General features: G+C 67.2%; 21 protein-coding genes. 13 read left to right on the forward strand and 8 right to left on the reverse strand.

The window, feature by feature from the left end; all coding sequences use genetic code 11:
* Positions 1-21 precede the first annotated feature (21 nt).
* Positions 22-2325: a maltose alpha-D-glucosyltransferase gene (treS, locus tag WBB07_RS04845; protein WP_526305273.1), complete on the forward strand. Its 2304-nt coding sequence runs from the start codon at positions 22-24 to the stop codon at positions 2323-2325.
* Positions 2322-3785, forward strand: a complete 1464-nt coding sequence (locus WBB07_RS04850) for a protein adenylyltransferase SelO (RefSeq protein WP_526305275.1) — start codon at positions 2322-2324, stop codon at positions 3783-3785. Before treS ends, WBB07_RS04850 begins: the two co-directional genes overlap by 4 nt.
* Before the next feature lie 21 nt (positions 3786-3806).
* Here WBB07_RS04850 and WBB07_RS04855 read toward each other — a convergent pair whose 3' ends face one another.
* Both WBB07_RS04855 and WBB07_RS04860 read right to left on the reverse strand, forming a co-directional pair.
* A complete protein-coding gene (locus tag WBB07_RS04855; protein WP_526305277.1) occupies positions 3807-4190 on the reverse strand; it encodes a VOC family protein in 384 nt (127 codons plus the stop codon).
* A gap of 57 nt (positions 4191-4247) precedes the next feature.
* Positions 4248-5744 carry a potassium/proton antiporter gene (locus tag WBB07_RS04860; protein ID WP_526305279.1) on the reverse strand — a complete coding sequence of 499 codons (1497 nt, stop codon included), beginning with the start codon at positions 5742-5744 and terminating at the stop codon, positions 4248-4250.
* Between the two features lie 161 nt (positions 5745-5905).
* Here WBB07_RS04860 and WBB07_RS04865 point away from each other — a divergent pair, with 161 nt between their 5' ends.
* From WBB07_RS04865 to WBB07_RS04895, 7 genes are all read left to right on the forward strand, one after another.
* Positions 5906-6610, forward strand: a complete 705-nt coding sequence (locus WBB07_RS04865; RefSeq protein WP_526305319.1) for a potassium channel family protein — start codon at positions 5906-5908, stop codon at positions 6608-6610.
* A 21-nt stretch (positions 6611-6631) separates the two neighbouring features.
* Entirely contained in the window at positions 6632-8275 is a 1644-nt protein-coding gene (locus WBB07_RS04870; protein ID WP_526305281.1) for a peptide chain release factor 3, read from the forward strand.
* A gap of 122 nt (positions 8276-8397) precedes the next feature.
* A complete protein-coding gene (locus WBB07_RS04875; protein ID WP_526305283.1) occupies positions 8398-9882 on the forward strand; it encodes an alanine/glycine:cation symporter family protein in 1485 nt (494 codons plus the stop codon).
* Between the two features lie 101 nt (positions 9883-9983).
* Positions 9984-12149, forward strand: coding sequence for a xanthine dehydrogenase family protein molybdopterin-binding subunit (locus WBB07_RS04880; RefSeq protein WP_526305285.1), 2166 nt, complete (start codon positions 9984-9986; stop codon positions 12147-12149).
* The gene (locus WBB07_RS04885) at positions 12146-12667 is read left to right on the forward strand and encodes a (2Fe-2S)-binding protein (protein ID WP_526305287.1); all 522 of its coding nucleotides are present in this window, start codon (positions 12146-12148) and stop codon (positions 12665-12667) included. The genes WBB07_RS04880 and WBB07_RS04885 overlap by 4 nt, the downstream gene beginning before the upstream one ends.
* Complete coding sequence (locus WBB07_RS04890) at positions 12664-13671, forward strand: FAD binding domain-containing protein (RefSeq protein WP_526305288.1); 1008 nt, start codon at positions 12664-12666, stop codon at positions 13669-13671. The genes WBB07_RS04885 and WBB07_RS04890 overlap by 4 nt, the downstream gene beginning before the upstream one ends.
* A 9-nt stretch (positions 13672-13680) precedes the next feature.
* On the forward strand, positions 13681-14346 hold the full coding sequence (locus WBB07_RS04895) for a response regulator transcription factor (RefSeq protein ID WP_526305290.1): 666 nt from the start codon (positions 13681-13683) through the stop codon (positions 14344-14346).
* On the opposite strand, the gene WBB07_RS04900 is transcribed toward WBB07_RS04895, so the two are convergent.
* A complete protein-coding gene (locus tag WBB07_RS04900) occupies positions 14324-14698 on the reverse strand; it encodes a response regulator transcription factor (protein WP_526305321.1) in 375 nt (124 codons plus the stop codon). The genes WBB07_RS04895 and WBB07_RS04900 overlap by 23 nt on opposite strands.
* Positions 14699-14832: 134 nt before the next feature.
* Between WBB07_RS04900 and WBB07_RS04905 the strand changes: the two genes are divergently transcribed.
* Positions 14833-16530: a sensor histidine kinase gene (locus WBB07_RS04905; protein ID WP_526305292.1), complete on the forward strand. Its 1698-nt coding sequence runs from the start codon at positions 14833-14835 to the stop codon at positions 16528-16530.
* A gap of 3 nt (positions 16531-16533) precedes the next feature.
* Here WBB07_RS04905 and WBB07_RS04910 read toward each other — a convergent pair whose 3' ends face one another.
* Both WBB07_RS04910 and WBB07_RS04915 read right to left on the reverse strand, forming a co-directional pair.
* Positions 16534-17397, reverse strand: coding sequence for an endonuclease/exonuclease/phosphatase family protein (locus WBB07_RS04910; RefSeq protein WP_526305294.1), 864 nt, complete (start codon positions 17395-17397; stop codon positions 16534-16536).
* Between the two features lie 72 nt (positions 17398-17469).
* Positions 17470-18588: an alcohol dehydrogenase catalytic domain-containing protein gene (locus WBB07_RS04915; RefSeq protein WP_526305296.1), complete on the reverse strand. Its 1119-nt coding sequence runs from the start codon at positions 18586-18588 to the stop codon at positions 17470-17472.
* 36 nt (positions 18589-18624) lie between these two features.
* Here WBB07_RS04915 and WBB07_RS04920 point away from each other — a divergent pair, with 36 nt between their 5' ends.
* The gene (locus WBB07_RS04920) at positions 18625-19077 is read left to right on the forward strand and encodes an acyl-CoA thioesterase (RefSeq protein ID WP_526305297.1); all 453 of its coding nucleotides are present in this window, start codon (positions 18625-18627) and stop codon (positions 19075-19077) included.
* Here the strand turns inward: WBB07_RS04920 and WBB07_RS04925 are convergent.
* Positions 19074-19544, reverse strand: coding sequence for a hypothetical protein (locus WBB07_RS04925; protein WP_526305299.1), 471 nt, complete (start codon positions 19542-19544; stop codon positions 19074-19076). The genes WBB07_RS04920 and WBB07_RS04925 overlap by 4 nt on opposite strands.
* 24 nt (positions 19545-19568) lie before the next feature.
* On the opposite strand from WBB07_RS04925, the gene WBB07_RS04930 reads away from it, so the two are divergent.
* Positions 19569-20144 (forward strand): M15 family metallopeptidase, encoded by a 576-nt coding sequence (locus tag WBB07_RS04930; RefSeq protein ID WP_526305301.1) that lies wholly within the window; start codon positions 19569-19571, stop codon positions 20142-20144.
* Here WBB07_RS04930 and WBB07_RS04935 read toward each other — a convergent pair.
* The gene (locus WBB07_RS04935) at positions 20119-21306 is read right to left on the reverse strand and encodes a metallophosphoesterase (protein ID WP_526305303.1); all 1188 of its coding nucleotides are present in this window, start codon (positions 21304-21306) and stop codon (positions 20119-20121) included. The two genes, WBB07_RS04930 and WBB07_RS04935, sit on opposite strands and share 26 nt — an antisense overlap.
* 68 nt (positions 21307-21374) lie before the next feature.
* A complete protein-coding gene (locus WBB07_RS04940; RefSeq protein ID WP_526305305.1) occupies positions 21375-22190 on the reverse strand; it encodes a PHP domain-containing protein in 816 nt (271 codons plus the stop codon).
* Between the two features lie 19 nt (positions 22191-22209).
* Here WBB07_RS04940 and WBB07_RS04945 point away from each other — a divergent pair.
* The coding region (locus WBB07_RS04945) for an enolase C-terminal domain-like protein (protein WP_526305307.1) at positions 22210-22893 on the forward strand (684 nt) is incomplete at its 3' end.

Below are 22893 nucleotides of genomic sequence, written 5' to 3' on the forward strand. Positions count from 1 at the left end.
GAGCTTGCGCGAAAGGGATTCATGTCTGCACCGGCAGAGTCGGACCGCGATGACCAGTACCGCCAGGGTCTCGGCGACAGTCTTGGGGACAGCAGTGTCGATGACAGCGCTCATGACGAGCAGCCCAACGAGCCGACCGAGATCACGTTCGACGAGTACCTGCATCCAGCGCGCCCACGCTCGCTGAGGTTCCGTCCGCGGGTCAAGGCGCCGTTCACCCGCCGCTCGCTGGCCCAGGACGGTCCCCCCACCGGCGTCAACCCCGCATACGTGTCGTGGTTGCTGTCGCAGTCGATGTTGTCGGACGCCAACGAGATCAGCCAGCAGTTCTCCGGGCAGGGCTCGATGTGGCAGAACCCCTACGCCACCCCCAGCCCCCGTGGTGCCGTCGAAACCGCCGCGGTGTGGTTCACCGCCTACCCGCTGTCGCTGATCACCCGACCCGGCGAGTCATTCCTCAAGGCCATGGCCGACGAGGAGATGTGGAAGGCATTCGCCGAGATCGGCATCCAGGGAGTGCACACCGGCCCGGTCAAGCGAGCCGGCGGTATCTGGGGTTGGGACCAGACCCCCAGCGTCGACGGCCACTTCGACCGCATCAGCACCCAGATCGATCCCGCATTCGGGACCGAGGACGAGTTCCGGCAGATGTGCGGCACGGCCGGTTGGTACGGCGGCACCATCATCGACGACATCGTTCCCGGTCACACCGGGAAAGGCGCCGACTTCCGGCTGGCCGAGATGAAATACGCCGACTACCCCGGCATCTATCACATGGTCGAAATAGACCCCCGCGACTGGGAGCAGTTGCCCGAGGTCGCTCCCGGCGCGGACTCGGTCAACATCGACACCGCGACCGAGGAGTGGCTGGACAAGGCCGGCTACATCATCGGCCGGCTGCAGCGGGTCATCTTCTTCGCCGAAGGCATCAAGGAAACCAACTGGAGCGTCACCCGCCCGGTGATGGGCATCGACGGCGTGGAGCGTCGCTGGGTGTACCTGCACTACTTCAAGGACGGTCAACCGTCGATCAACTGGCTGGACCCGTCGTTTGCCGGCATGCGCCTGGTCATCGGCGACGCCCTGCACTCGCTGGCCGACCTGGGTACCGGCGGGTTGCGGCTGGACGCCAACGGGTTCCTGGGCGCGGAGAAGACCGCCGCCGAAGACAGCACCGCCTGGTCCGAAGGTCACCCCCTGTCGGAGGCGGCCAACCATCTGATCGCAAGCATGGTCCGCAAGGTCGGCGGGTTCACCTTCCAGGAGCTGAACCTCACCATCGACGACATCCGTGAGATCGGCGAAGCCGGAGCCGACCTGTCCTACGACTTCATCAACCGTCCCGCCTACCAGCACGCGCTGGCCACGGCCGACACCGAGTTCCTGCGTCTGACCTTGCGTACCACCCTGGAACACAAGGTGGACCCGGCCTCGCTGGTACACGCCCTGCAGAACCACGACGAGCTCACCTACGAATTGGTGCACTGGTCCAACGGGCATCGCGACGATATCTTCACCTACAAGGGCGCCGAGGTCACCGGCGAGCAGCTCGGGGCGTCCGTCCGCGCCGACCTCACCGAGAAGCTCACCGGTGAAAATGCCCCTTACAACCTGGTTTTCACCACCAACGGGATCGCGTGCACCACCGCAACAGTGATCGCGGCGACGCTGGGGATCACCGACCTCGACACCATCGACGATCTCGACCGGATCCGGCGTGCCCATCTGCTGCTGGCGATGTTCAACGCGCTGCAGCCCGGCGTTTTTGCGCTGTCGGGTTGGGACCTGTGCGGGATGCTCACCCTGCCACCGTCGCAGGTCGCATCACTTCTGCAAGGTGGCGACACCAGGTGGATTCATCGTGCCGCGCACGATCTGATGGGAGTCAACCCCGATGCCACCATGTCACCGGCCGGAATGCCGCGCGGTAGAAGCCTTTACGGCTCCTTGCCGGATCAGCTTACCGACGAGACCAGCTTTGTCCGGCAGCTCCAGGCCATCCTGCGGGTACGCGCCCACTACGGCATCGCCACCAGCAGACAGATCGACATCCCAGAGGTGTCCCACCGCGGCCTGCTGGTGCTGGTGCACGAGCTCGCCGATGAAGGCCACTACCAGCTGACGGTGCTCAACTTCGCCAACGAGGAGGTGGCGGGCACCGTGCGTTCGGACACGCTGCCGCCGGGTGGCGTCGTGTCGGACATGTTCACCGGCAAGCAGATCGGCACCGTCGACGACCTGTTCAGCTTTTCGGTGGAAATGCCTGCACATCACGGGATGTCACTGTTGGTGGAGGCTCCCGGCGAAGGCCCGGTGCCGGCATGAGCGTCACCCGCGACGGCGCGTTGACCCTCGATGGCAGATTCGCCCGCGAGCTGCCCGAGCTGGCGGTGCCCTGGCAAGCCGAACCGGCACCCGACCCGAAACTGTTGGTGGTCAACAACAAACTCGCCGACGAACTCGGACTCGACCCGTTGTGGCTGGACAGCCCCGACGGCATCGGGCTACTGGTCGGCGTAGCCGTTCCCGCGCATGCCAATCCGGTGGCGCAAGCCTATGCCGGTCATCAGTTCGGCAATCTGGTGCCGCGTCTCGGCGACGGCCGCGCCCTGCTGCTCGGTGAACTCACCGGCCGCGACGGGCGGGAACGGGACCTCCACCTGAAGGGGTCGGGGCGCACCCCGTTCGCGCGCGGTGGCGACGGCTTGGCCGTGGTCGGCCCGATGCTGCGCGAGTACCTCGTCAGCGAAGCCATGCACGCCATGCGGATCCCGACCACCCGCTCACTGTCCGTCGTGGCCACCGGTAGGCCCGTGCAGCGCGAAACTCAGCTTCCCGGTGCAGTTCTCGCGCGGGTGGCCAGCAGCCATCTGCGGGTGGGCAGCTTTCAGTATGCCGCCCTGACCGGCGATTTCGAGCTGGTCCGGCGGTTGGCCGATCACGCGATCGCCCGGCATCACCCAGCGGCCGCGGACGCCGAGAACGCCTATCACGGGTTGTTCGATGCCGTCATCGCCGCGCAGGCCACCCTGGTGGCGCGCTGGATGCTGGTCGGGTTTGTGCACGGGGTGATGAACACCGACAACACCACCATCTCCGGTGAGACCATCGACTACGGTCCGTGCGCATTCATGGAGTCCTACGATCCCGAGACGGTGTTCAGCTCGATCGATCAGTGGGGGCGGTACGCCTACGGCAATCAGCCGGCGATCATGGGCTGGAACCTGGCGCGTTTTGCCGAAACTCTGCTGCCACTGTTGGACGACGACCCGGACCGGGCGATCAGCCTCGCGCAGGAGTCGCTGAACGGCTACCGCGTCCGCTACGAATCGGCATGGTCGGCCGGCATGCGATCCAAACTCGGTTTGCCAGAAGGGCTTTCCGACGAGGTGTCGACGGCCTTGATCGACGAGTTGCACGCCCAGCTGGCGCTCAGCCGTGTCGACTACACCTCGTTCTTCCGGCAGCTGGGCCGCGCCGCCCGCGGTGATGTCGAACCGGCCCGGGGGTTGTTCGTCGATCTGGCCGCCTTCGACGGCTGGCTGGCCCGGTGGCGCGCCCTGGACCCCGACGCCGAGATGATGGATGCGGTGAACCCCGTCTACATCCCGCGCAACCACCTCGTCGAGGAAGCGCTGACCGCTGCCACTGCCGGTGATCTGGCGCCCGTCGAGCAGCTACTGGAGGTGCTGGGCGCACCGTTCACCGAACGTCCGGGCTTGCAGCGGTACGCCGAGCCGGCGCCCGACGGTTCTGCCGATTACCGCACCTTCTGCGGCACCTGACCCGGTTTTCGCGGCAAGAACCTAGTCCGGGCGCACGGTGCTCAGGCAGAACGGGTGCCCGACCGGATCCAGCAGCACCCGCCACTGCCCGGGTGCCGGCTGCCCCGGGACTTCGACGGCGCCGATGGCCAGGGCCGCCGCCACGGCGGCATCCAGATCGTCGACCCCGAGGTCCAGGTGCATCTGCTTGTGCTGCGGTCCGCCGGGCCAGGACGGCGGCTCATAGGAGTCGACGCGCATCAGCGTCACCATCGGTCCGGTGCCGGCCAGCGAGATGACGCCGCGGTCGGAGGTGGCGAACACTTCCTCCAATCCGAGCAGATCGCAATAGAACTGCACCACTGCGTCGGGGTCGGGGCAGTCGATCGAGATCGAGGCCAGATATCCCACCGGTGTCGGGGCCATGGCCATCAGCCTAGACAGCGCCATGGACCCGCCGTGCCCGCGCAGCGTCGCCGAACGTCACTCCCGTTCGCCGTACTCGTCGAACCAGTAGGCCAGCTTCCCACGCCGGCTGACGGCCCGCAGCCGGCGCTCCGCGGCGGCCCGGGTCTTGCTGGTGGTGACGATCAGCAGCTCATCACCGGTCTCGATCCGGGTGTCCGGCAGCGGCACGAAGGTGTGGCCGTCGCGGATGATCAAGGTGATGACGCTCGGGTCCGGCAACCGCAGCTCGAGGACGGTGACGTTGTGCAGTCGCGACGGCCTCTGCACGGTCATGGTGAGCAGCTCGGCGTCGAGCACATCCAGCGGCGCGGCCTCCACGTGGATTTCCCGGGTGACTTCCCGCGAGATCAGTCCCAGCCCCCGGGCGATCGGACGCAGGCTCGGACCCTGAATCAGCGTGAACACCACCACCAGGACAAACACGATGTTGAGCAGGTGATAACTGTCCGGCACCCCGGCGACGATCGGAAACGTCGTCAACACGATGGGGACCGCCCCGCGCAGCCCCGCACACGACAGGAAAACCTGCTCCCGCCACGGGATCCGGAATCCGATCAGTGAGACCACCACCGACACCGGCCGCGCGAACAACAGCAGCACCAGCCCGATCACGATCGCCGGCACCACATCCGGGAGCAGCTCCGTGGGATTGATCAACAGACCGAGGATCACAAACAGGCCGATCTGCGCCAGCCAGCCCAATCCTTCGGCAAATGACCGGGTGGCCGCACGATGGGGCAGCCCAGAATTCGCCAGCACCACCGCGGCCAGGTAGGCAGCCAGGAAGCCGCTGGCATGCACGCTGCCGGCCGCGGCGAAAGCCACCATGCCCAAACCGAAGATCGCGATCGGATACAGCCCCGACGCCGGCAGCGCGACCCGGCGGATCAACAGGGCGCCGACAACTCCGCAGGCCATTCCGAGCACCGCGCCCGCGCCCAGCTCGTAGATCAGGTCGAAGGCAGCACCGTCGGGCTCGAAGGCAAACGGCACCACGCTGAACATCAGCACCAGGATCACCGCGGGGGCGTCGTTGAAGCCGGATTCCGCCTCGAGTAGCCCGGCAACCCTGCTGGGCAGCGGGATCATCCGCAACACCGAGAACACCGCGGCCGCGTCGGTGGAGGACACGATCGCCCCCAGCAGCAAAGCCAGCTGCCAGTCCATCCGCAACAGCAGGTGAGCGCCGGTCGCGGTCAGCAGGGTGCTGACCACCACACCCACCGTGGCCAGCGCGCCGGCCGGAGCCAGCACCTTGCGGATATCACTGAAACGTGTGGTCAGACCGCCTTCGACGAGGATCACCGCCAGGGCGACGGTACCCAGGTTGCGGGCCAGCTCGGCGTTGTCGAAGTCGAGGCCCAGGAAATCGGTGCCCAGCACAACACCCACGAGCAGGAAGAACAGCAGCGCGGGGAAACCGACCCGGGTGGCCACGCGGGTCCCGACGATGCTCGCCAGCAACACCAGCCCGCCGATCAGCAACGCCACGTACAGCTGTTGCAGATCCATGTCGTTCCCGTTCCGAGAATGGGCACACGGCGACAGCACTGGCGCCGTGTGTGCTGGCATTAAATCAGGAGTGTGACGACATGGCGCCGGATGCGCCCATCGTGACTGACCACACACAACGGCGCCAGATGCGCGAAGATGACCAGATGGCAGCGCGGAAACTGCGGATCGGGATTGCCGGGGCGGGCAACGTCGGCCGTTCCGTGGCGCGCGAGTTGCTGGTTTACGGCCACCGCGTCCTCCTGATCGAGCAGAGCCGCGCCGCCTTCGATCCGCCGGCCGTGCAGGAGGCCGAGTGGCTGATGGGCGACGCCTGCGAGTTGTCCACCCTTCAGGAAGCGGGCGCGCAGATCTGCGATGTGCTGATCGCCGCGACCGGAGACGACAAGGCCAACCTGGTGGTCGGGCTGCTCGCCAAGAGTGAGTTCGGGGTGTCACGGGTCGTGGCCAGGATCAACGACGTCCGCAACGAGTGGCTGTTCAGCCGAGCCTGGGGTATCGACGTGGCGGTCTCCACACCCGGCGCCCTGGTGGCCGGAATCGAGGGCGCCATCGACGTCGGTCATCTGGTCCGGCTGATGGGTCTGCGTGACGGCCAGGCCGAGCTGACCAAACTGACCTTGCCCGCGGACAATCCGTTGGTGGGCGCACCCGTGGGGGTGCTGAAGCTGCCGCCGAACACCGCATTGGTCAGTGTGCTGCGTGGTCACGAAGTGATCCGGCCGGCCGCCGATCACGTCCTGGCAGCAGGGGACGAGATCGTCTTTGTCGCCGACAGCACCGTCGAACAGTCGATCCGCGACGCCATCGGGGGCGCCGAGTTGTTGAAGGCGCCGGCAACCACCGGTACGGACCTCGAGCTCTAGCCGGGTACGATCGTCGTCGCAATGAGCGAAAACGTCCCTGGGGTCCGGACTGCCGCCGTCGGGACGAATGCCGATCGGATCTCCGAAGAAGCGCGCCGCCGGCGGACCTTTGCTGTCATCAGCCACCCCGACGCCGGCAAGTCGACCCTGACCGAAGCTCTGGTGCTGCACGCCAAGGTCATCACCGAGGCAGGTGCCATCCACGGCAAGGCCGGCCGCCGGTCCACGGTGTCGGACTGGATGGAGATGGAGAAGGCCCGCGGTATCTCCATCACCTCGACCGCCCTGCAGTTCCCGTACCGCTCGGCCGACGGGTCCGAATCCGTCATCAACCTGCTCGACACCCCCGGTCACGCCGACTTCTCCGAGGACACCTACCGGGTGCTCTCGGCGGTGGACTGCGCGGTGATGCTCATCGATGCCGCCAAAGGGCTGGAACCGCAGACGCTGAAGCTGTTCCAGGTGTGCAAGCACCGCGGAATCCCGATCATCACCGTGATCAACAAGTGGGACCGCCCGGGACGGTACGCGCTGGAACTCATGGACGAGATCAACGAGCGGATCGGTCTGCGGACCACGCCGTTGACGTGGCCGGTCGGTATCGCCGGCGACTTCAAGGGTGTCCTGGACCGTCGCACCGGCGTTTTCATCCGGTTCACCCGCACGGCGGGCGGCGCCACCGCCGCCCCCGAAGAGCACATCGCCGCCGATCGTGCGCACGACGCCGCCGGGATCGACTGGACCACCGCGGTGGAGGAATCCGAACTGCTGGAGGCCGACGGCGCCGATTACGACGAAGCCACCTTCCTGGGCGGCAGTTCGACACCGGTGCTGTTCACCTCCGCCGCCCTGAACTTCGGAGTCAACCAGCTGTTGGACGTCCTGGTGCAGCTGGCACCGTCACCGTCTGGCGCGCCGGATATCGAAGGCCACCGCCGATCGGTCGAATCTCCTTTCAGCGCTTTTGTTTTCAAGGTGCAAGCCGGTATGGACTCGGCACACCGCGACCGGATCGCCTATGCGCGGGTGTGCTCTGGCACCTTCCAGCGCGGCGACGTCCTCACCCACGCCGCCACCGGAAAACCGTTTGTCACCAAGTATGCGCAGTCGGTGTTCGGCCAGCAGCGCAGCACACTGGACAGTGCCTGGCCCGGTGATGTGATCGGCTTGGCCAACGCGGCTGCCCTGCGCCCGGGCGACACGTTGTTCCGTGACGTCCCAGTGCAGTACCCGCCGATACCGAGCTTCTCGCCCGAGTACTTCATGGTGGCCCGCGGCACCGATCCGAGTAAGCACAAGCAGTTCCGCAAGGGTATCGAGCAACTCGAGCAGGAGGGCGTGGTCCAGGTGCTGCGTTCGGACCGCCGTGGCGACCAGTCACCGGTGCTCGCCGCCGTCGGGCCGATGCAGTTCGAAGTCGCCAGCCACCGGATGGCGGCCGAACTGTCCGCCCCCATCTCTTTGGAATCGCTGCCGTACCAGGTGGCCCGCGCTGCCGACCCCGCCGATGCCGATTTCATCAACCGGCAGCCGTCCGCCGAGGTGCTGACCCGCTCCGACGGCGTGATGCTTGCGCTGTTCTCGACCAAGTGGCGCCTCGAGGGTTTCCAACGCGACCACCCCAAGGTGCTGTTGCGCTCATTGGTCGCCGCCGGCGACAACTGACCCTGAAACAGAAAAATAATGTGTTGTGCCCCAACAGATTCAGGGTCATCACCTAGCGAGTTCGGCTGTCATCCGGAACACTGTGTCCTCATGAAGCGCAGAAACACAGTTGCGGTGCCGCGATGATCGAAGCAGTCGAGTCGGTTTTGGGCACTGTCGAGGGCGTGATCTGGACCTACATCGGGGTACCGGTGTTGGTCCTGACGGCGATCTACTTCACCGTCCGCACCCGTGGTGGTCAATTCCGGCTGATCCGCAGCATGTTTCGGTCCATCGTGGAGCCCTCGGGTGTCGACGGCGAGGGGCGCCACGATGTCTCGGCATTCAAGTCGTTCTGCATCTCGGCGGCTTCGCGGGTGGGCACCGGAAACATCGCCGGTGTGGCGGTGGCGATCGCTGCCGGTGGGCCGGGAGCCATCTTCTGGATGTGGGTGATGGGTCTGCTCGTCGGTGCCATGAGCATGGTCGAATCCACGCTGGCACAGGTGTTCAAGACCCGCGATCAAGACGGATTCCGCGGCGGCCCCGCTTACTACATCCGAAACGGGCTCAAGAAGCCTTGGCTTGCTGCGCTTTTTGCGGTGCTGATCTCGGTCGTGTACGGCTTCGTCTTCAATTCCATTCAGGCCAACTCGATCACCGACGCGGTGCGCGGATCCCTGCCCGGCGTCGATCCCTTCTGGCTGTCACTGGTGGTGGGCGTCCTGCTGGTCAGCTTGACCGCGCCCATCATCTTCGGCGGTGTCCGTCGCATCGCCAACATCAGCTCGGTGGTCATCCCGGTGATGGCTCTCGTCTACATCACGATCTGCCTTGTGGTCCTGGCGACGAACATCACCATGATCCCCGAGGTGATCGGCCTGATCGTGACCGCGGCATTCGATCCGCTCTCGGTGGCCGGTGGCACCATCGGGTTCGGCGTGGTGCTGATGACCGGCGTCCAGCGGGGACTGTTCTCCAACGAAGCCGGGATGGGCTCGGTGCCCAACGCCGCGGCCACCGCCTCGGTCTCCCACCCCGCCAAACAGGGACTGGTGCAGACCCTGGGGGTCTACTTCGACACCTTGCTGCTGTGCTCGTTGACCGCCTTTGTGGTGTTGCTGTCCGACTGGCGGGGATTCATGGACGACCGCAGCGGCGAACTCGGCGCCGGAGCCATGACACAGCACGCCATCTCGGAGTCTTTCGGCGCCCTCGACCCGACCCTGGGACCGGTGATGATGCATGTCGTCACGGTGTGCATCTTCCTGTTCGCCGGCACCTCGCTGTTCGGCAATTACTACTACGGGGAAACCAACATCCTCTACATGTTCGGCAGCAGGCGGCTGCTCAACATCTTCCGGGTCACGGTGTTGGGATTTGTGCTCCTCGGGGCCATGGTGCCGGTGAGCCTGGTCTGGGCGATGGGCAATGTGGCGATGCCGCTGATGGCGTTTGTCAACATCGCGGCCATCATCTTGCTCTCACCCATCGCGTTCAAGGTGCTCCGCAACTTCGACGAGCAGCACAAGCAGGGTCTGGACCCGACATTCGACAACTCGGCACTCCCCGGCGTCGACGGCGTGGAAAGCTGGGCTCCGTCAGCGGCCACCGGTCGATTGGGGTGAGCCTGCGGCCCTGAGAGGGGACGCGGTTGCAGGTAGCCGGTATCTGCTCTGGTGGCCAGCGTTGACGACGCGGACCCACCGGGAGGAGCAGGGTGTAGCTCATGCCAGCCCACGATGCCGAAGCTGTAGCGGCCGGACCGATGGTGATGCTCGGCAAACCCATCGACCGGGTTGAGGGACGGGACAAGGTCACCGGCCGCTCCCGCTACACCGCCGATCACCCGGTCGCCGGCCTCAGCTATGCCGTCCTGGTGCAGTCGACGGTGCCCCACGGCCTGGTCACCGAGGAATCGGTGCGCCACAGCGCCACCAGGGCGGCCGCGGCCCCCGGGGTACTGCACGTGTTGACCCCACTGAATTGTCCGGTGCTGCACGAACCTCCCCGTGAGTTGACCTACGATCTGCCGATCGAACGCCGGCCGCCGCTGTCGGATCTGACGGTGCAGCATGTCGGCCAGCACATGGCGATGGTGGTCGCCGACAGCCCGGAGACCGCCCAATACGCTGCGTCCTTGTTCGACCTGCAGTACCGGAGCAGCCCGCCGGCCGACCAGGAGGACAACGACGAGGGGTCGGGCAGCCGTATTCGGCACGGCAGCTATCTGCCCGATCACTTCGTCAAGCTCGACGACGAGAAGCTGCAGGACCGGCGCGGCACTCCCCCGGCCCCCACCGACATTGTTCACCGGGTGGCGGCTCACTACAGCACGCCGGTCAACGCCCACTACCCCATCGAGCTGTCAGCCACCATCGCAGCGTGGGAGGGCGATGACCTCATCGTGCATGACACCACCCGCTGGATCACCGGCGAAAGATCGGTGCTGGCAGCCTATCTCGGCATGCCGGAAGAACGGGTGCATATTCTGTCCCCGCTGGTCGGCGGCGCCTTCGGCTCGAAGAGTTTTCTGTGGATGCACGTGGCACTGACCGCGGTCGCGGCCCGCCAGGTGGGTCGCCCGGTCAAGCTGGTGCTGACCCGCAGCCAGATGTTCTCCTCCACCGGGCACCGGCCCCGCACCGAGCAGGATCTGGTGCTGGCCGCCGACGCCGCGGGCCAGATCCTCAGCACCGAGCACCACACCGTCACCGAGACCTCCACGGTGGCGCACTTCTGCGAACCGGCGGGTTTGTCGACCCGATTCCTCTACCGCTCACCACATCTGGTGGTCTCCCACCGCACCGACCGGATCAACGCCCCGACACCGTGTTTCATGCGCGGCCCCGGTGAGGCGCCCGGACTGTTCGCTCTCGAATCCGCGATCGACGAACTTGCGGTATGCGCCGACATCGACCCGCTCGAGCTACGGGTCCAAAATCTGGCCCACCACGATCAGGCCGGCGGCAAGGCCTGGTCCGGAGCACATCTGATCGATTGCTACCGGACGGGCGCCGAAAGGTTCGGCTGGCAGCAGCGTCCGGCGAGGCCACGGGCTTTGCAGCGTCACGGAATGCAGGTCGGCTGGGGTATGGCCACCGCCACGTATCCGGGTCGCCGGATGCCGGCCTCGTGCCGGGTACGCACCGGCGCCGGCGGGCGGGTGCAGTTCGCCTCGGCCACCCACGAGATCGGCACCGGGGTGCGCACCGTGATGACCCAGATCGCCGCCGAGGAGACGGGCCTGCCCCTGGAGATGGTCGAATTCGTCTCCGGGGATTCGCATTACCCAGACGCGCCGTACAGTGGCGCCTCCCAGACCACCGCGACCGTCGGCTCGGCGGTGGCACTGGCCGCCCAGGAGTGGCGCCGCCGCAGCACCGCGGGCGTCCCCGCCGACCAACTCGATTTCACCGTGACCAGCACCCCCACCGGCAGCGATACGGCATCACAGTCATTCGGCGCCCACTTCTGTGAGGTCGAGGTCGACGAGGAGATCGGCCGCGCCACGGTGACCCGCTGGGTGGCGGTCCTGGACTGCGGACGGGTGCTCAACCCGAAGCTGGCCCGCAATCAGGTGATGGGAGGCATCACTTTCGGGGTGGGGATGGCACTGCTGGAGCAGGTCCCCTACGACCAGGACACCGCGCAGCTGATCGGCGAGTACTATCTGCCGACACATGCCGACCGCCCCGACTTCGACATCACCTTCGTAGACACCCCCGATTTCGGGCTGGACCCGCTGGGGGTGCGCGGCATCGGCGAGATCGGCACCTGCGGAGTTCCCGCCGCGATCGCCAACGCCATCTTCCACGCAACTGGTAAGCGGCTGCGCGAGTTACCGATAACCATCGAGGATCTGATGGCACCCTATGTTTCGAGTGCCCGATGAACATCAAATTGTCGGTGAACGGTGAGACCACCCACGTCGATGTCGACGTGCGCTCCACCCTGCTCGACGTGCTGCGAGAAGAACTCGGTATGACAGGCACCAAGAAGGGCTGCGACCACGGCCTGTGCGGTGCCTGCACGGTGTCGGTGGACGGTGAGCGGGTCCTGAGCTGCCTGACCCTGGCGGTGGCGGTCGACGGTAGCGAGGTCGGCACCATCGAGGGCATCGCAGATGGCGAGACACTGCACCCTCTCCAGCGGGCATTCCTGTGCCACGACGGATTTCAATGCGGGTTCTGCACGCCGGGCCAGATCTCCTCGGCACGTGCGATGCTGGCCGAGCACGCCCGTGGCGATCTGAGCGCGGCTTCGTTCGACGGCCCCCGGCAACAGCTCGAGACCGGCCCCACCGCATTGTCCGACGAGGAGATCCGGGAACGGATGGCGGGCAACGTCTGCCGCTGCGGCGCGTACGCCAATATCGTGGCCGCCATCCGCGAGGTGTCCGAGACATCATGAAATGCTTCGAATTCCAGCGCGCCGACACCACGCAGGACGCTGTCCGTCGGGTCACCGAGTCGGGCGGGATGTACTTCGCTGGCGGGACCAATCTGCTCGACCTGATGAAAAACGGTGTGGCACAGCCGGATCACCTGGTCGATGTGCGTCACCTCGGGCTCACCACCATCACCGAGACAAGCACCGGCGGGATCCTCATCGGTGCGGGGGTGACCAACACCGCCGTTGCCAACCATCCGCTGGTGCGCACCCGTTATCCGGTGTTGTCCCAGGCGATCCTCAGCGGTGCCACCACCCAGCTGCGCAACATGGCCACCGCCGGCGGCAACCTCACCCAGCGCACCCGGTGCCCCTACTTCATGGATGTGGCCTTCGCTGCCTGCAACAAACGCGACCCGGGATCGGGATGTGCTGCGCTGCACGGGTTCAATCGGGAGCACGCACTGTTCGGCGCCGGCACCTCCTGCGTGGCGGTACACCCGTCCGACATGGCGGTGGCGCTGTCGATCCTCGATGCGTCCGTCCACGTCCAGGGTGTCGACGGTTACCGACGTATTGCGATCCCGGAGTTCTTCCGACTTCCGGGATCAACTCCCCAGCAGGACAACACATTGCACCGCGGCGAGTTGATCACCGGCATCGAGCTGCCGCCGTCGGGGTATGCCGAGCACTCCTGGTACCTCAAGGTCCGTGACCGGCACAGCTATGCGTTTGCCCTGGTGTCGGTGGCGGCCGGACTGGTCATCGACGGCGGGGTGATCCGCAGGGCCGCGCTGGCCCTCGGCGGCGTGGCGGCCACCCCGTGGCGGGTCGGCGACGCCGAGGCCGCCCTCGTCGGTGAACGCCCGGATGCACAGGCCTTCGACACCGCGGCCGAGCTTGCCCTGCGGGGTGCGCAACCCTTGAGCCAGAATGGTTTCAAGATCGACCTCGGCAAACACAGTGTGGTGCGGGCGCTGACCCGGGCCCGTGACACAATGCGGGTCGCAGCGGGGCCGGAGTGAGGGGGCCAGATGAGCACCGAACGTGGCGATGTGCGGGTGGTGATCGCCGACGACGACGTATTACTGCGCGAGGGGCTGGCCAGCCTGCTGGACCGCTCGGGTTTTCAGATCGTCGGCCAGGCGGGGGACAAAGAATCACTGTTGACGGCGGTGCGGGCCACCTCACCCGATCTGGTGGTCACCGATATCCGGATGCCGCCGACCCACACCAGTGAGGGCCTGGACGCCGCACAGGTGATCCGCGGCGAGTTCCCGGATGCTGCGATCCTGGTGCTGTCGGCCCATGTCGATGTGGACCACGCCATGGAACTGTTGGCCGGTGGGCGTTCCGTCGGCTACTTGCTGAAGACCCGGGTCACCGACGTCACCGACTTCGTCGACACCGTGGGGCGCATCGCGGCCGGCGCATCCATCGTGGATCCGGCCCTGGTGCAGGAACTGATCTCGGCTCGTCGGCGTGACGACCCGCTGGCGACGTTGAGCAAACGGGAACACGAAGTGTTGACCTTGATGGCCGAGGGGCTTTCCAACGCGGGTATCGGCCGCCGTCTCTGGGTCACCGAGGGCACCGTGGAGAAGCACGTCCGCAGCATCCTGACCAAGCTGGACCTACCGGAAACCGGTGACGATCACCGCCGGGTGCGCGCGGTCATCATGTATCTGGACTCCCGCTAGCGCCGGCCACGAGCTCGCGGATGGACTCCGGCGACAACGCAAATTTGGGCAGGAACCCCAGCGCCGCGCTGTCGGCGATCAGGTCGGTGAAGTCCTGTTCCGCGTGCGTGGAGATCAGGATCACCGCCGGCTCCGGCGGCCCGGCCCGGTGCAGCGCGGCGACGACATCGAATCCGCTCTCGGCACCCAGGTCGATATCGACCAGGATGACATCGGGCCGCAGCTCCTGATTGAAGCTCAGGGCCTCCTGCTCGGTGGCGGCCATCCCGACGACGTCGATGCCCGCCCGTTCGAGCATCGTGGCGGCCGCCTCCCGGAACGCAGCGCTGTCGTCGACGATCAGGCAGCGCATCGGATCACGTTGCTGATACACACCTCCCAGGCTGTCAGACCGGCCCGGCCCCGGCATTACCGCTACCGGGAAGATTTGGCCGCAACCCCGCCAGGCCCCGCGTTGACCACGGTTTTTGGCTCTACGATCACCGGGTGAGCAGCATTGTGCCCGGAACGTCGCTGCGCGGCCGCCTCCTCGCGTTGGTGCTGCGGCCCACCGCGCCGCCGCTGATCGCCGGGGTGATCACAGCCGCGGTGCTCATCACCGCCGAGGTGGTGTTGGTCCACCTGCTCAAACGAGTGGCTCCGGAGAACGCGTTCGGCGCGGTGTTCCTGCTCGGGGTGCTGGTGGTGTCGGCGGGTTGGAGTTTCGGTCTGGCACTGGTGACTTCGCTGGCAAGCGCGCTGGCCTACGTGTGGTTCCACGTCAGTGAGGGCAGCGGCAGCCTGGCACCGGCGGTGGTGGTGTTCCTCACCCTGGCATTGCTGACAAACGTCCTCGTCGGGCAGGCCCGATTGCGGGCCTTGGAAGCAGACCAACGTCGGCGCGAGGCCGATCTGTCGGCCGAGCTGGCGCGGATCATGCTGCGCGCCGCCGACCTGCCCGCCGCACTCGAGGCGGCGAGTGCCCAAATGGCCGCGGTGTTGGAGATCCCGTACGCCACCCTCACCACCGAGACCAATCTGGACAACCACCCGGACCAGGTCATCACGCTCGGTGACGGCAGCACCTCGGTCGGCAGCCTGCTGGTGCCGGCTGCGTTGCCGGAGAACAAGACCGAGCGGGTGCGCCGCCTGGTCCCGTCACTGGAAGCGTTGTTGTCCGCGGCCCGGGAACGTGAACAGATCAACACCGCAGTCGCCGCGCTGGCCGAGCAGCAGACAGCGCTGCGCCGGGTGGCGACTCTGGTGGCCCGCGGTGTCGATCCGACAGATATCTATCCCGTTGCGGTCGCCGAGCTGGCCCGCGGGTTACCGGCCGAGCATGTGACTTTGGTGCGCTACGCCTGCGGCACCGATATCGAGGTGCTGGCCGCGACCGACATCAACCGGGCCGATCTTCCCACGGGATTCAGCGCGCCGGTGACCGTCGCCGGCCGGGCGTGGGGTGCGCTGTTGGTCGGCTCCATCCGGGAGCCGACCATTCCCGCCGAAACCCAGTCCCGCATTCACGACTTTGCCGACCTGGTGGCCACGGCCATCTCGAACGCCGAGACACGTGCCGAACTCAAGGCGTCCCGGGCACGTATCGTTGCCGCCGCCGATCAGGCGCGGCGCGGGTTCGAACGTGACCTGCACGATGGCGCCCAACAGCGCATCGTGTCATTGGGTCTGGAGCTCGGAGCCATCCGGGCAACGGTCGCCGCGGACGATCCGGAGCTGGGCAGGCAGCTGTCCGGGCTGGTCGACGGCCTCTCCGGGCTGTACTCCGATCTGCAGGAACTGTCCCGCGGTATCCACCCCGCCATCCTGTCCCGGGGCGGTCTGGGCCCGGCGATCAAAACGCTGGCGCGCCGCTCCCCCGTCCCGGTCGACCTCACCCTCGAACTCAGCGGGCAGATCCCGGATTCGGTTGCGGTCGCGGCCTATTACGTGGTCGCCGAGGCGCTGACCAATACGGCCAAGTATGCCGGGGCAACGGGGGCGGCCGTCTGCGCCGTTGTCGACGACGGACACCTGGAGATCACCGTCACCGATGACGGGGTGGGGGGCGCCCGGCCCGGCGACGGCACGGGTCTGGTCGGCCTCAACGACCGGGTGAACACCATGTCCGGGGAGCTGGTGATCACCAGCCCGGTCGGTGGCGGCACCCGGCTGGCGGTGACAATCCCACTGGCACAAAGCCATTGACCATCAGGATCTCGCGGGCAGCGGGCGGGCCGCCAGCCGGCACAGCACGCCGAAGTGATCTGACGGAAAGACCCGGGGCAGCGTCTTGCTGATCGGTTCCTGCCCCAGCAGCTCGATGTGCTGGGCGGTCCAGGCCGCACCCTTGAGGAGGATCCGGTCGAACCGGACGTGCCGATGTTTGTTCTTGCTGTCGAATCTCATGAGATTGACGGAAGTGTTCTCGGTGAAACCGGGATCATCGGGCCTCAGGTGCGGCCAGAGATCACGGTATTGCGGCGACACCAGGAGATTTTCCGCGTCCCGCATGTTGAAATCACCCAGCAGGACCACCTGCTCGGTGCGGCGCAGCGCGGCGTACACCGCCGACAACTGCCTGGCCCGCAACCGATGTGCCCGCTTGCCACTCTCCAGGTGCACCGATACGAACTTCTGCCGGACACCGTTGACCGTGATCTCGACCGTCAGGTAGCCGCGAGCCTGCCGGGTCGGCAATCTGGTGTAGGTGGCCTTGCGGATCGGGGCACGCGAGAGCACCAGCATCCCGTAATTGCCCAGGGCCGCGCCGGTGACTTCGGCCCGCCGATAGTGCGCCCGCACCCAGCTCTGCGCCAGCAGGACATCAAGGGCCCGCGGCGTCACTTCCTGGAAGACCATGATGTCCGGCGACTTCTGTGCCAGCAGGTCCGCGATCGCCTGGAACCGTCGTCCAGCGTGGTAGTCGTCGAACCAGATGTTGAAGGTGCTGACGGTCAGGTTGTCAACGAGGTCGGAACCGGTGTGGAAGCGACGGGTCCAGCCCTGTTCGATCCAACGATCGCCGTGGGCATCGAATCGGCCCACGGGCACCGCGCGGGACCACCGGAACACGGTTGCTCACCACCGTTCAGCGCTCGGACATCGTTGCGTCACCAGATACCCGGGCGGGTCGGGTGTCACACCTCAGAACTCGATGACCTGACGGACCGCCCGGCCGGCCGCCAGCTCGTCCATACCGTGGTTGATCTGTTCCAAGCTGATCGACGCCGACACCAGTGATTCGACGGGCAGCTTGCCCGACCGCCACAGCGCCACAAAGCGGGGAATGTCACGGGCCGGCACCGCCGAACCCAGGTAGCTGCCGATCAGTGACCGCCCTTCAGCGACAAAACTCAAAGGAGACAAGGTAAGTCGGGAATCCGGCGGGGGTAGGCCGACGGTGACGGTGCGCCCGCCCGGCGCGGTGAGCGCCACCGCGGTCTCCAGTGCCGCCGAATGGCCGACAGCCTCGATGACAACGGCGGCCTTGAGGCCTGCCGCCAGCGCCTGCTCCGGGGTGTAGGCCTCGTGAGCACCCGCCGCCAGCACGTCGCCGATCTTGTCGGGTAGCCGGTCGACACCGATCACCCGTACGTCGTCATACGCCAGCGCGGTCAGCACCGCAGCCATTCCCACACCGCCGAGCCCGACGACGATGACCGTCTGCCCCGGCTTTGGCATCCCGACGTTGAGCACCGCCCCGCCGCCGGTGAGGACCGCACAGCCCAGCAGCGACGCAACCGTCGGCGGGACGTCGGCGTCCACCGGGACCACCGACCGCCGGTCCACCACCGCGTGGGTGGCGAATCCGGACACGCCGAGGTGATGTCGCACCGGTTGCCCGCCTCGGCTCAGCCGCACCGCCCCGCTCATCAGGGTGCCGGCGCCGTTGGCGGCGCTACCCGCGACGCAGGGGGCCAGGCCGTCGGTGGCGCAGGCCGCACAGTGTCCGCACCGCGGCAGGAAGGTCATCACCACCCGCTGCCCGATCGCCAGGTCGGATTCGCCGCCGGTCTGTTCGACCACACCGGCAGCCTCATGCCCCAGCAGCATCGGCACCGGCCGGACCCGGTTGCCGTCGACCACGGACAGATCCGAATGGCACAGCCCGGCGGCCTCGATCCGGATCAGCAGCTCGCCCTCTCCCGGCGGGGCCAGGTCCAGTTCGACAACACGCAACGGTGTGGATTCCGTGTAGGGCCGGGGTAACCCGATCTCGGCGAGCACGGCGCCGCGGATCCTTGTCGATGTGGAGATGGTCATGAACTCCAGCGTGCCGTACCTGTCAGACTGCAGTCCATGGACAGCGGTGAGCAGGCCTTGAGCAGCAGCGATTTCCCGGTGCACTGGCCGGTGCTGACCCGCTGGACCGACAACGACATGTTCGGCCACCTCAACAACGCCGTCTACTACGCACTGTTCGACACCGCGATCAACGCCTGGATCAACACCAGCACCGGCGAGGATCCGCTGACCGCGCCGTGGCTGGGGGTGGTGGCCGAATCGGGGTGCCGGTACTACACGGAGCTCAAGTTCCCCGACCCGCTGATGATCGGCCTCTCGGTCACCAAGCTGGGCCGCAGCAGTGTCACCTACCGGCTGGGCGCGTTCCGGTCCCACGCGGGGGAAACCGACCAGTCACATCCGGTGGCCGCCGTGGGGCATTGGGTGCACGTCTACGTCGACCGCGTCACCCGCAGGCCGGTGCCGATCCCCGACCACATCCGGGCGCTGCTGGAGACTGCTGCTTAAGCGCAGGCCTCGGCCAGTGTGTTGTTGAGCCCGTCGATCTGCTCCAGCAGATCTGCCTGCGGTGGGTCGGTGTTCAGGGCGCCGGCGGTCGCGGCGGCGCCGAAGTCCAGCAGCGCGTTGCCGAACTCGGCCAGCTGCTGCGCCAACTCGGCGGGGGTGGCCGGATCGATGCGTGCCAGCAGATACTGCCCGCCGCCCATCAGCGCCACCCTGGCGTTGGCAGCTGCGGCGAGCGCGCCGGTGACGTCGCCGTTGCCTCCGGGCGCAGCCAGGTTGGTGTTGGTCTCCACCCCGGCGTGCACCGTCGCATAGGCGGCGCAGGCGGTGTGCTTCGCCGCAGCCTGCTGGTCGGCGGTGTATTCCACGGCCTGGCCGGACTGCCACCAGGTGTAACCCCACAGCCCGACCGACGCCATCGCCACCAGCAGGGCGAACACCGCCACGAGCAGTGTTCCACGGGATCGCATAGGAGGTGATCGTAGAGTTTGCCCATGCGAAGCGGACGGCGTGGGCCATGGCTGGCGGTGCTCAGCGTCGCGCCGGCCGCCATCGGCATCGCCATCGCCGGGGCGGTGCCCGCGGGTGCCCAACCCGCCCCGGAGGACCCGCTGGTGGGTGACGCCGCCGTCGACACCTTCGGTGGCTATCTCCCGGAGGGGTCGCAGCTGACCGCGTTCGACGTCGCCAATCCGATTGTCGGCCGGCTGGATCCGGCACTGCTGTCAGCGGTGCAGCAAGCCACCACCGGCGCCGCCGAATCAGGCATCGCCGTGCGGATCAATTCAGGCTGGCGGTCGCGTGGCTTCCAGGAGCGACTGTTCGCCGACGGTGTGCAGACCTACGGAAGTGTCGAGGCGGCACGCCAATTCGTGGCCACGCCGGAGACGTCGGCACACGTCACCGGCAAGGCCGTCGATATCGGTCCACCGGAGGCGGCGGCGTGGATGTCGCGCAACGGTCCACGGTTCGGGCTCTGCCAGGTGTTCGCCAACGAACTCTGGCATTACGAGCTCACCGCCGACGCCGCGGGAAATTGTCCGCCTATGCGGCCGAACGCCGCAGGGTGAGCACGGTGATCTCGCTGGGGGCAAAGACCCGGAAGGGCGGGCCCCAGAAACCGGTACCGCGACTGGTGTAGAGCTGCGTCCGGGCGCCGTGCCTGCTCAAACCGTGCACCACCGGCTGATCCAGCCGGACCAGGTACCGGAACGGCCAGATCTGGCCCCCATGGGTGTGCCCGGAGATCTGCAGATCCACGCCGGCGGCTACCGCGTTGGTGATCTGTTTGGGTTGGTGCGCCAGCAGCAACACCGGCAGCGACGGGTCGGCACCGCGCAGCGCCGCGCCCAGGTCTTCGCCGTGCCCGTCGAGACCCGACGATTCGGCGGTCCGGTCATCGACTCCGGCGACAACAAGACGGTCCCCACCACGTTCGACCACGATGTGCTTGTTGTGCAATACATCCCAGCCGACATCCTGGAAGTGGTCGAGCCAGCCCTGCGCCTCGCTGAAATACTCGTGGTTGCCGGTCACGTACACCTTGGCGAGCTTGCCGTGCGCCCGGGCCAGCGGTGCCGCCTGGGTCTTCCGCACCTCCACGGTGCCGTCGGCGACATCACCGACGTGGCAGACGATATCGCCGTCGAGCTCGTTGACCCGATCGATCACCGCCTCCGACCACTGCGCCCGGTCCATCGGGCCGTAGTGGGTATCGGTGATCATGACCACCCGCAGGCCGTCGAGCCCCGGCCCCAGCCGATCGATGCAGATCTCGACCTCGCGGGTGCGCGGCACCCGCATCGCCTCACGGTGACCCCACAGCAGCAGTACGACGACCACGCCCAGCACCACGGCGGCCACCACCCGGGACCGGCCGGGGTCCGCGACGCCGGCCGCCCACAACACCAACCCGAGCACCTGTCCGAGCACAGACCAGACGAACAGCACCCACACCGCACCCAACAGCACGTCGCCGGTGATTGCGGCCCAGTCCAGGTGCCGGCGCCCATGACCGAGCATGGTCATCACCGGCAATGCGGCAAAAACTGCCGCCAGCAGCACCGTGCCGACAACTGTCACGGCGCTCGGCCACGCGGCGCCGGGCCCCAGCAGGGTCCACCACGGCACCCCGAGCAGCAGCGCCGTGACGGCGAGCACCATCACCAACCGCCAGACGCGACGGCGCCGACGGGTCGATACGGCCGATTCGGCCGTCGGGGTCTGCGACATTTCCGCCAGCGTACCGGCGGTATCGCCGGCGGCGGGGTGCCACGAACCGCCCCGCCGGGTTCGGGGGGCTACCGGCGCCAGAAGTCGTACTCGTCACGGCCGGGCCGGAATCCGGCCGCGGCGACGATATCGACCGCGACGTCGAAATGCTGCCCCACCCGCATCGGTAGGTGCGCATCGCTGCCGAACGAAACGGCGTCTCCGCCCTCCTCGTACCACCAGCGCATCAGCATGGCGGAGGCCAGCGGGCTGGCGGTGTTGAGTTCGAGCGCCCGCCCGGAGGAGGCCAGCGCACGGAAGACGGTGCGGTACTCCTGCTCGTAATCGGCTTCGCGGTACTCCCCGTCCGTCTGCGTGGGCCAGTACCGCCGCGGGTAGTCGCAGTGGGCCAGCACCTGGAACACATCGGAACCTTCGACCAGGTTCAGCAGTTCGACGAAGTAGTCACGCACCACTTCCTGCGCAGGCCGGTGACCGAACACCCGGTCGGCGTACACCAGCTGTCCGTCGTGGACGATCGAGTGCAACGAGCCCAGCACCCGGTCGAAGGATGCCTGCTTCAGCACGGCGGCGACACTACCGGCGAAGTGGTGCGGCTCACCCGCTTCGATCCCGGTCAGGACCCGCAGGTCCGGGAACCGGTCGCGGCATTCCTGCACGCTGGCCAGGTAACCGTCGATGTCGACGGGAACAACCCGGTCCCGCCACGCGATGTCGCCGTGGGGATGGTCGTGGTCACCCCACTCCGTGAAGTCGACGTGTTCGGTGAACGCCACAGCGGGCAGCCCGACCTCGACGGCGCGTTTGCAGGTCTGGACCATCGACGCATGAACTCCGGTGTCCCAGGAGAACTGCGAGTGCACGTGATTGTCAGGAGGCAGCATCAGTGAAATCGTCCCATGCGTGAAGACACTCATCGACTTCGACAACGCTGTCGTGTTTGCCATCCCGGGCTCACACCAGGGCATGCTCCTGGAAGGCCCGCAGGGCTGGGGTGAATTCAGCCCGCCCCCCGGTGTCGATGACGGGCAAGCGGTCCGCTGGCTGACCGCGGCGGTGGAGCCCGGCACGGTCGGCTGGCCGGATCCCGTCCGCGGCCGCATCCCGGTGGCGGTGCAGATTCCCGGTGTCAGCCCGCAGGAGGCCCACCAGCTGGCAAGCACCTCCGGCTGCCAGACAGCCGAGGTCACCGTCGGTGATTCCGCGGACGACCTCACCCGGCTGGCAGCGGTACGCGAGGCGCTGGGACCGGCCGGCCGGATCCGCTGTGTGGTGGACGCGGTGTGGGATGTCGACACCGCGGTGGCCGCCATCGGTGCCCTGGCAGCTGCCGCCGGCGAGCTCGAGTACGTCGAGCAACCGTGTGTGCTGCTGGCCGAGCTGGCCGAGGTCCGCCGTGGCGTCGACGTACGCATTGCCGCCGATCTCGGCAGGGTCGCCGCCAGGGAGTGGGCCACCGTCGCCGATTGCGCCGATGTGGCGGTGCTGACCGGAGCGGCGCTCGGCGGCGTCCGGCGCGCCTTGCGGGCCGCCGAGAGCGTGGGGCTGCCGAGTGTGGTGCGGTCCCGGCCGGAGACGAGCGTGGGC

This window comes from Mycobacterium sp. (genome assembly GCF_049647605.1).
Lineage (GTDB): Bacteria > Actinomycetota > Actinomycetes > Mycobacteriales > Mycobacteriaceae > Mycobacterium.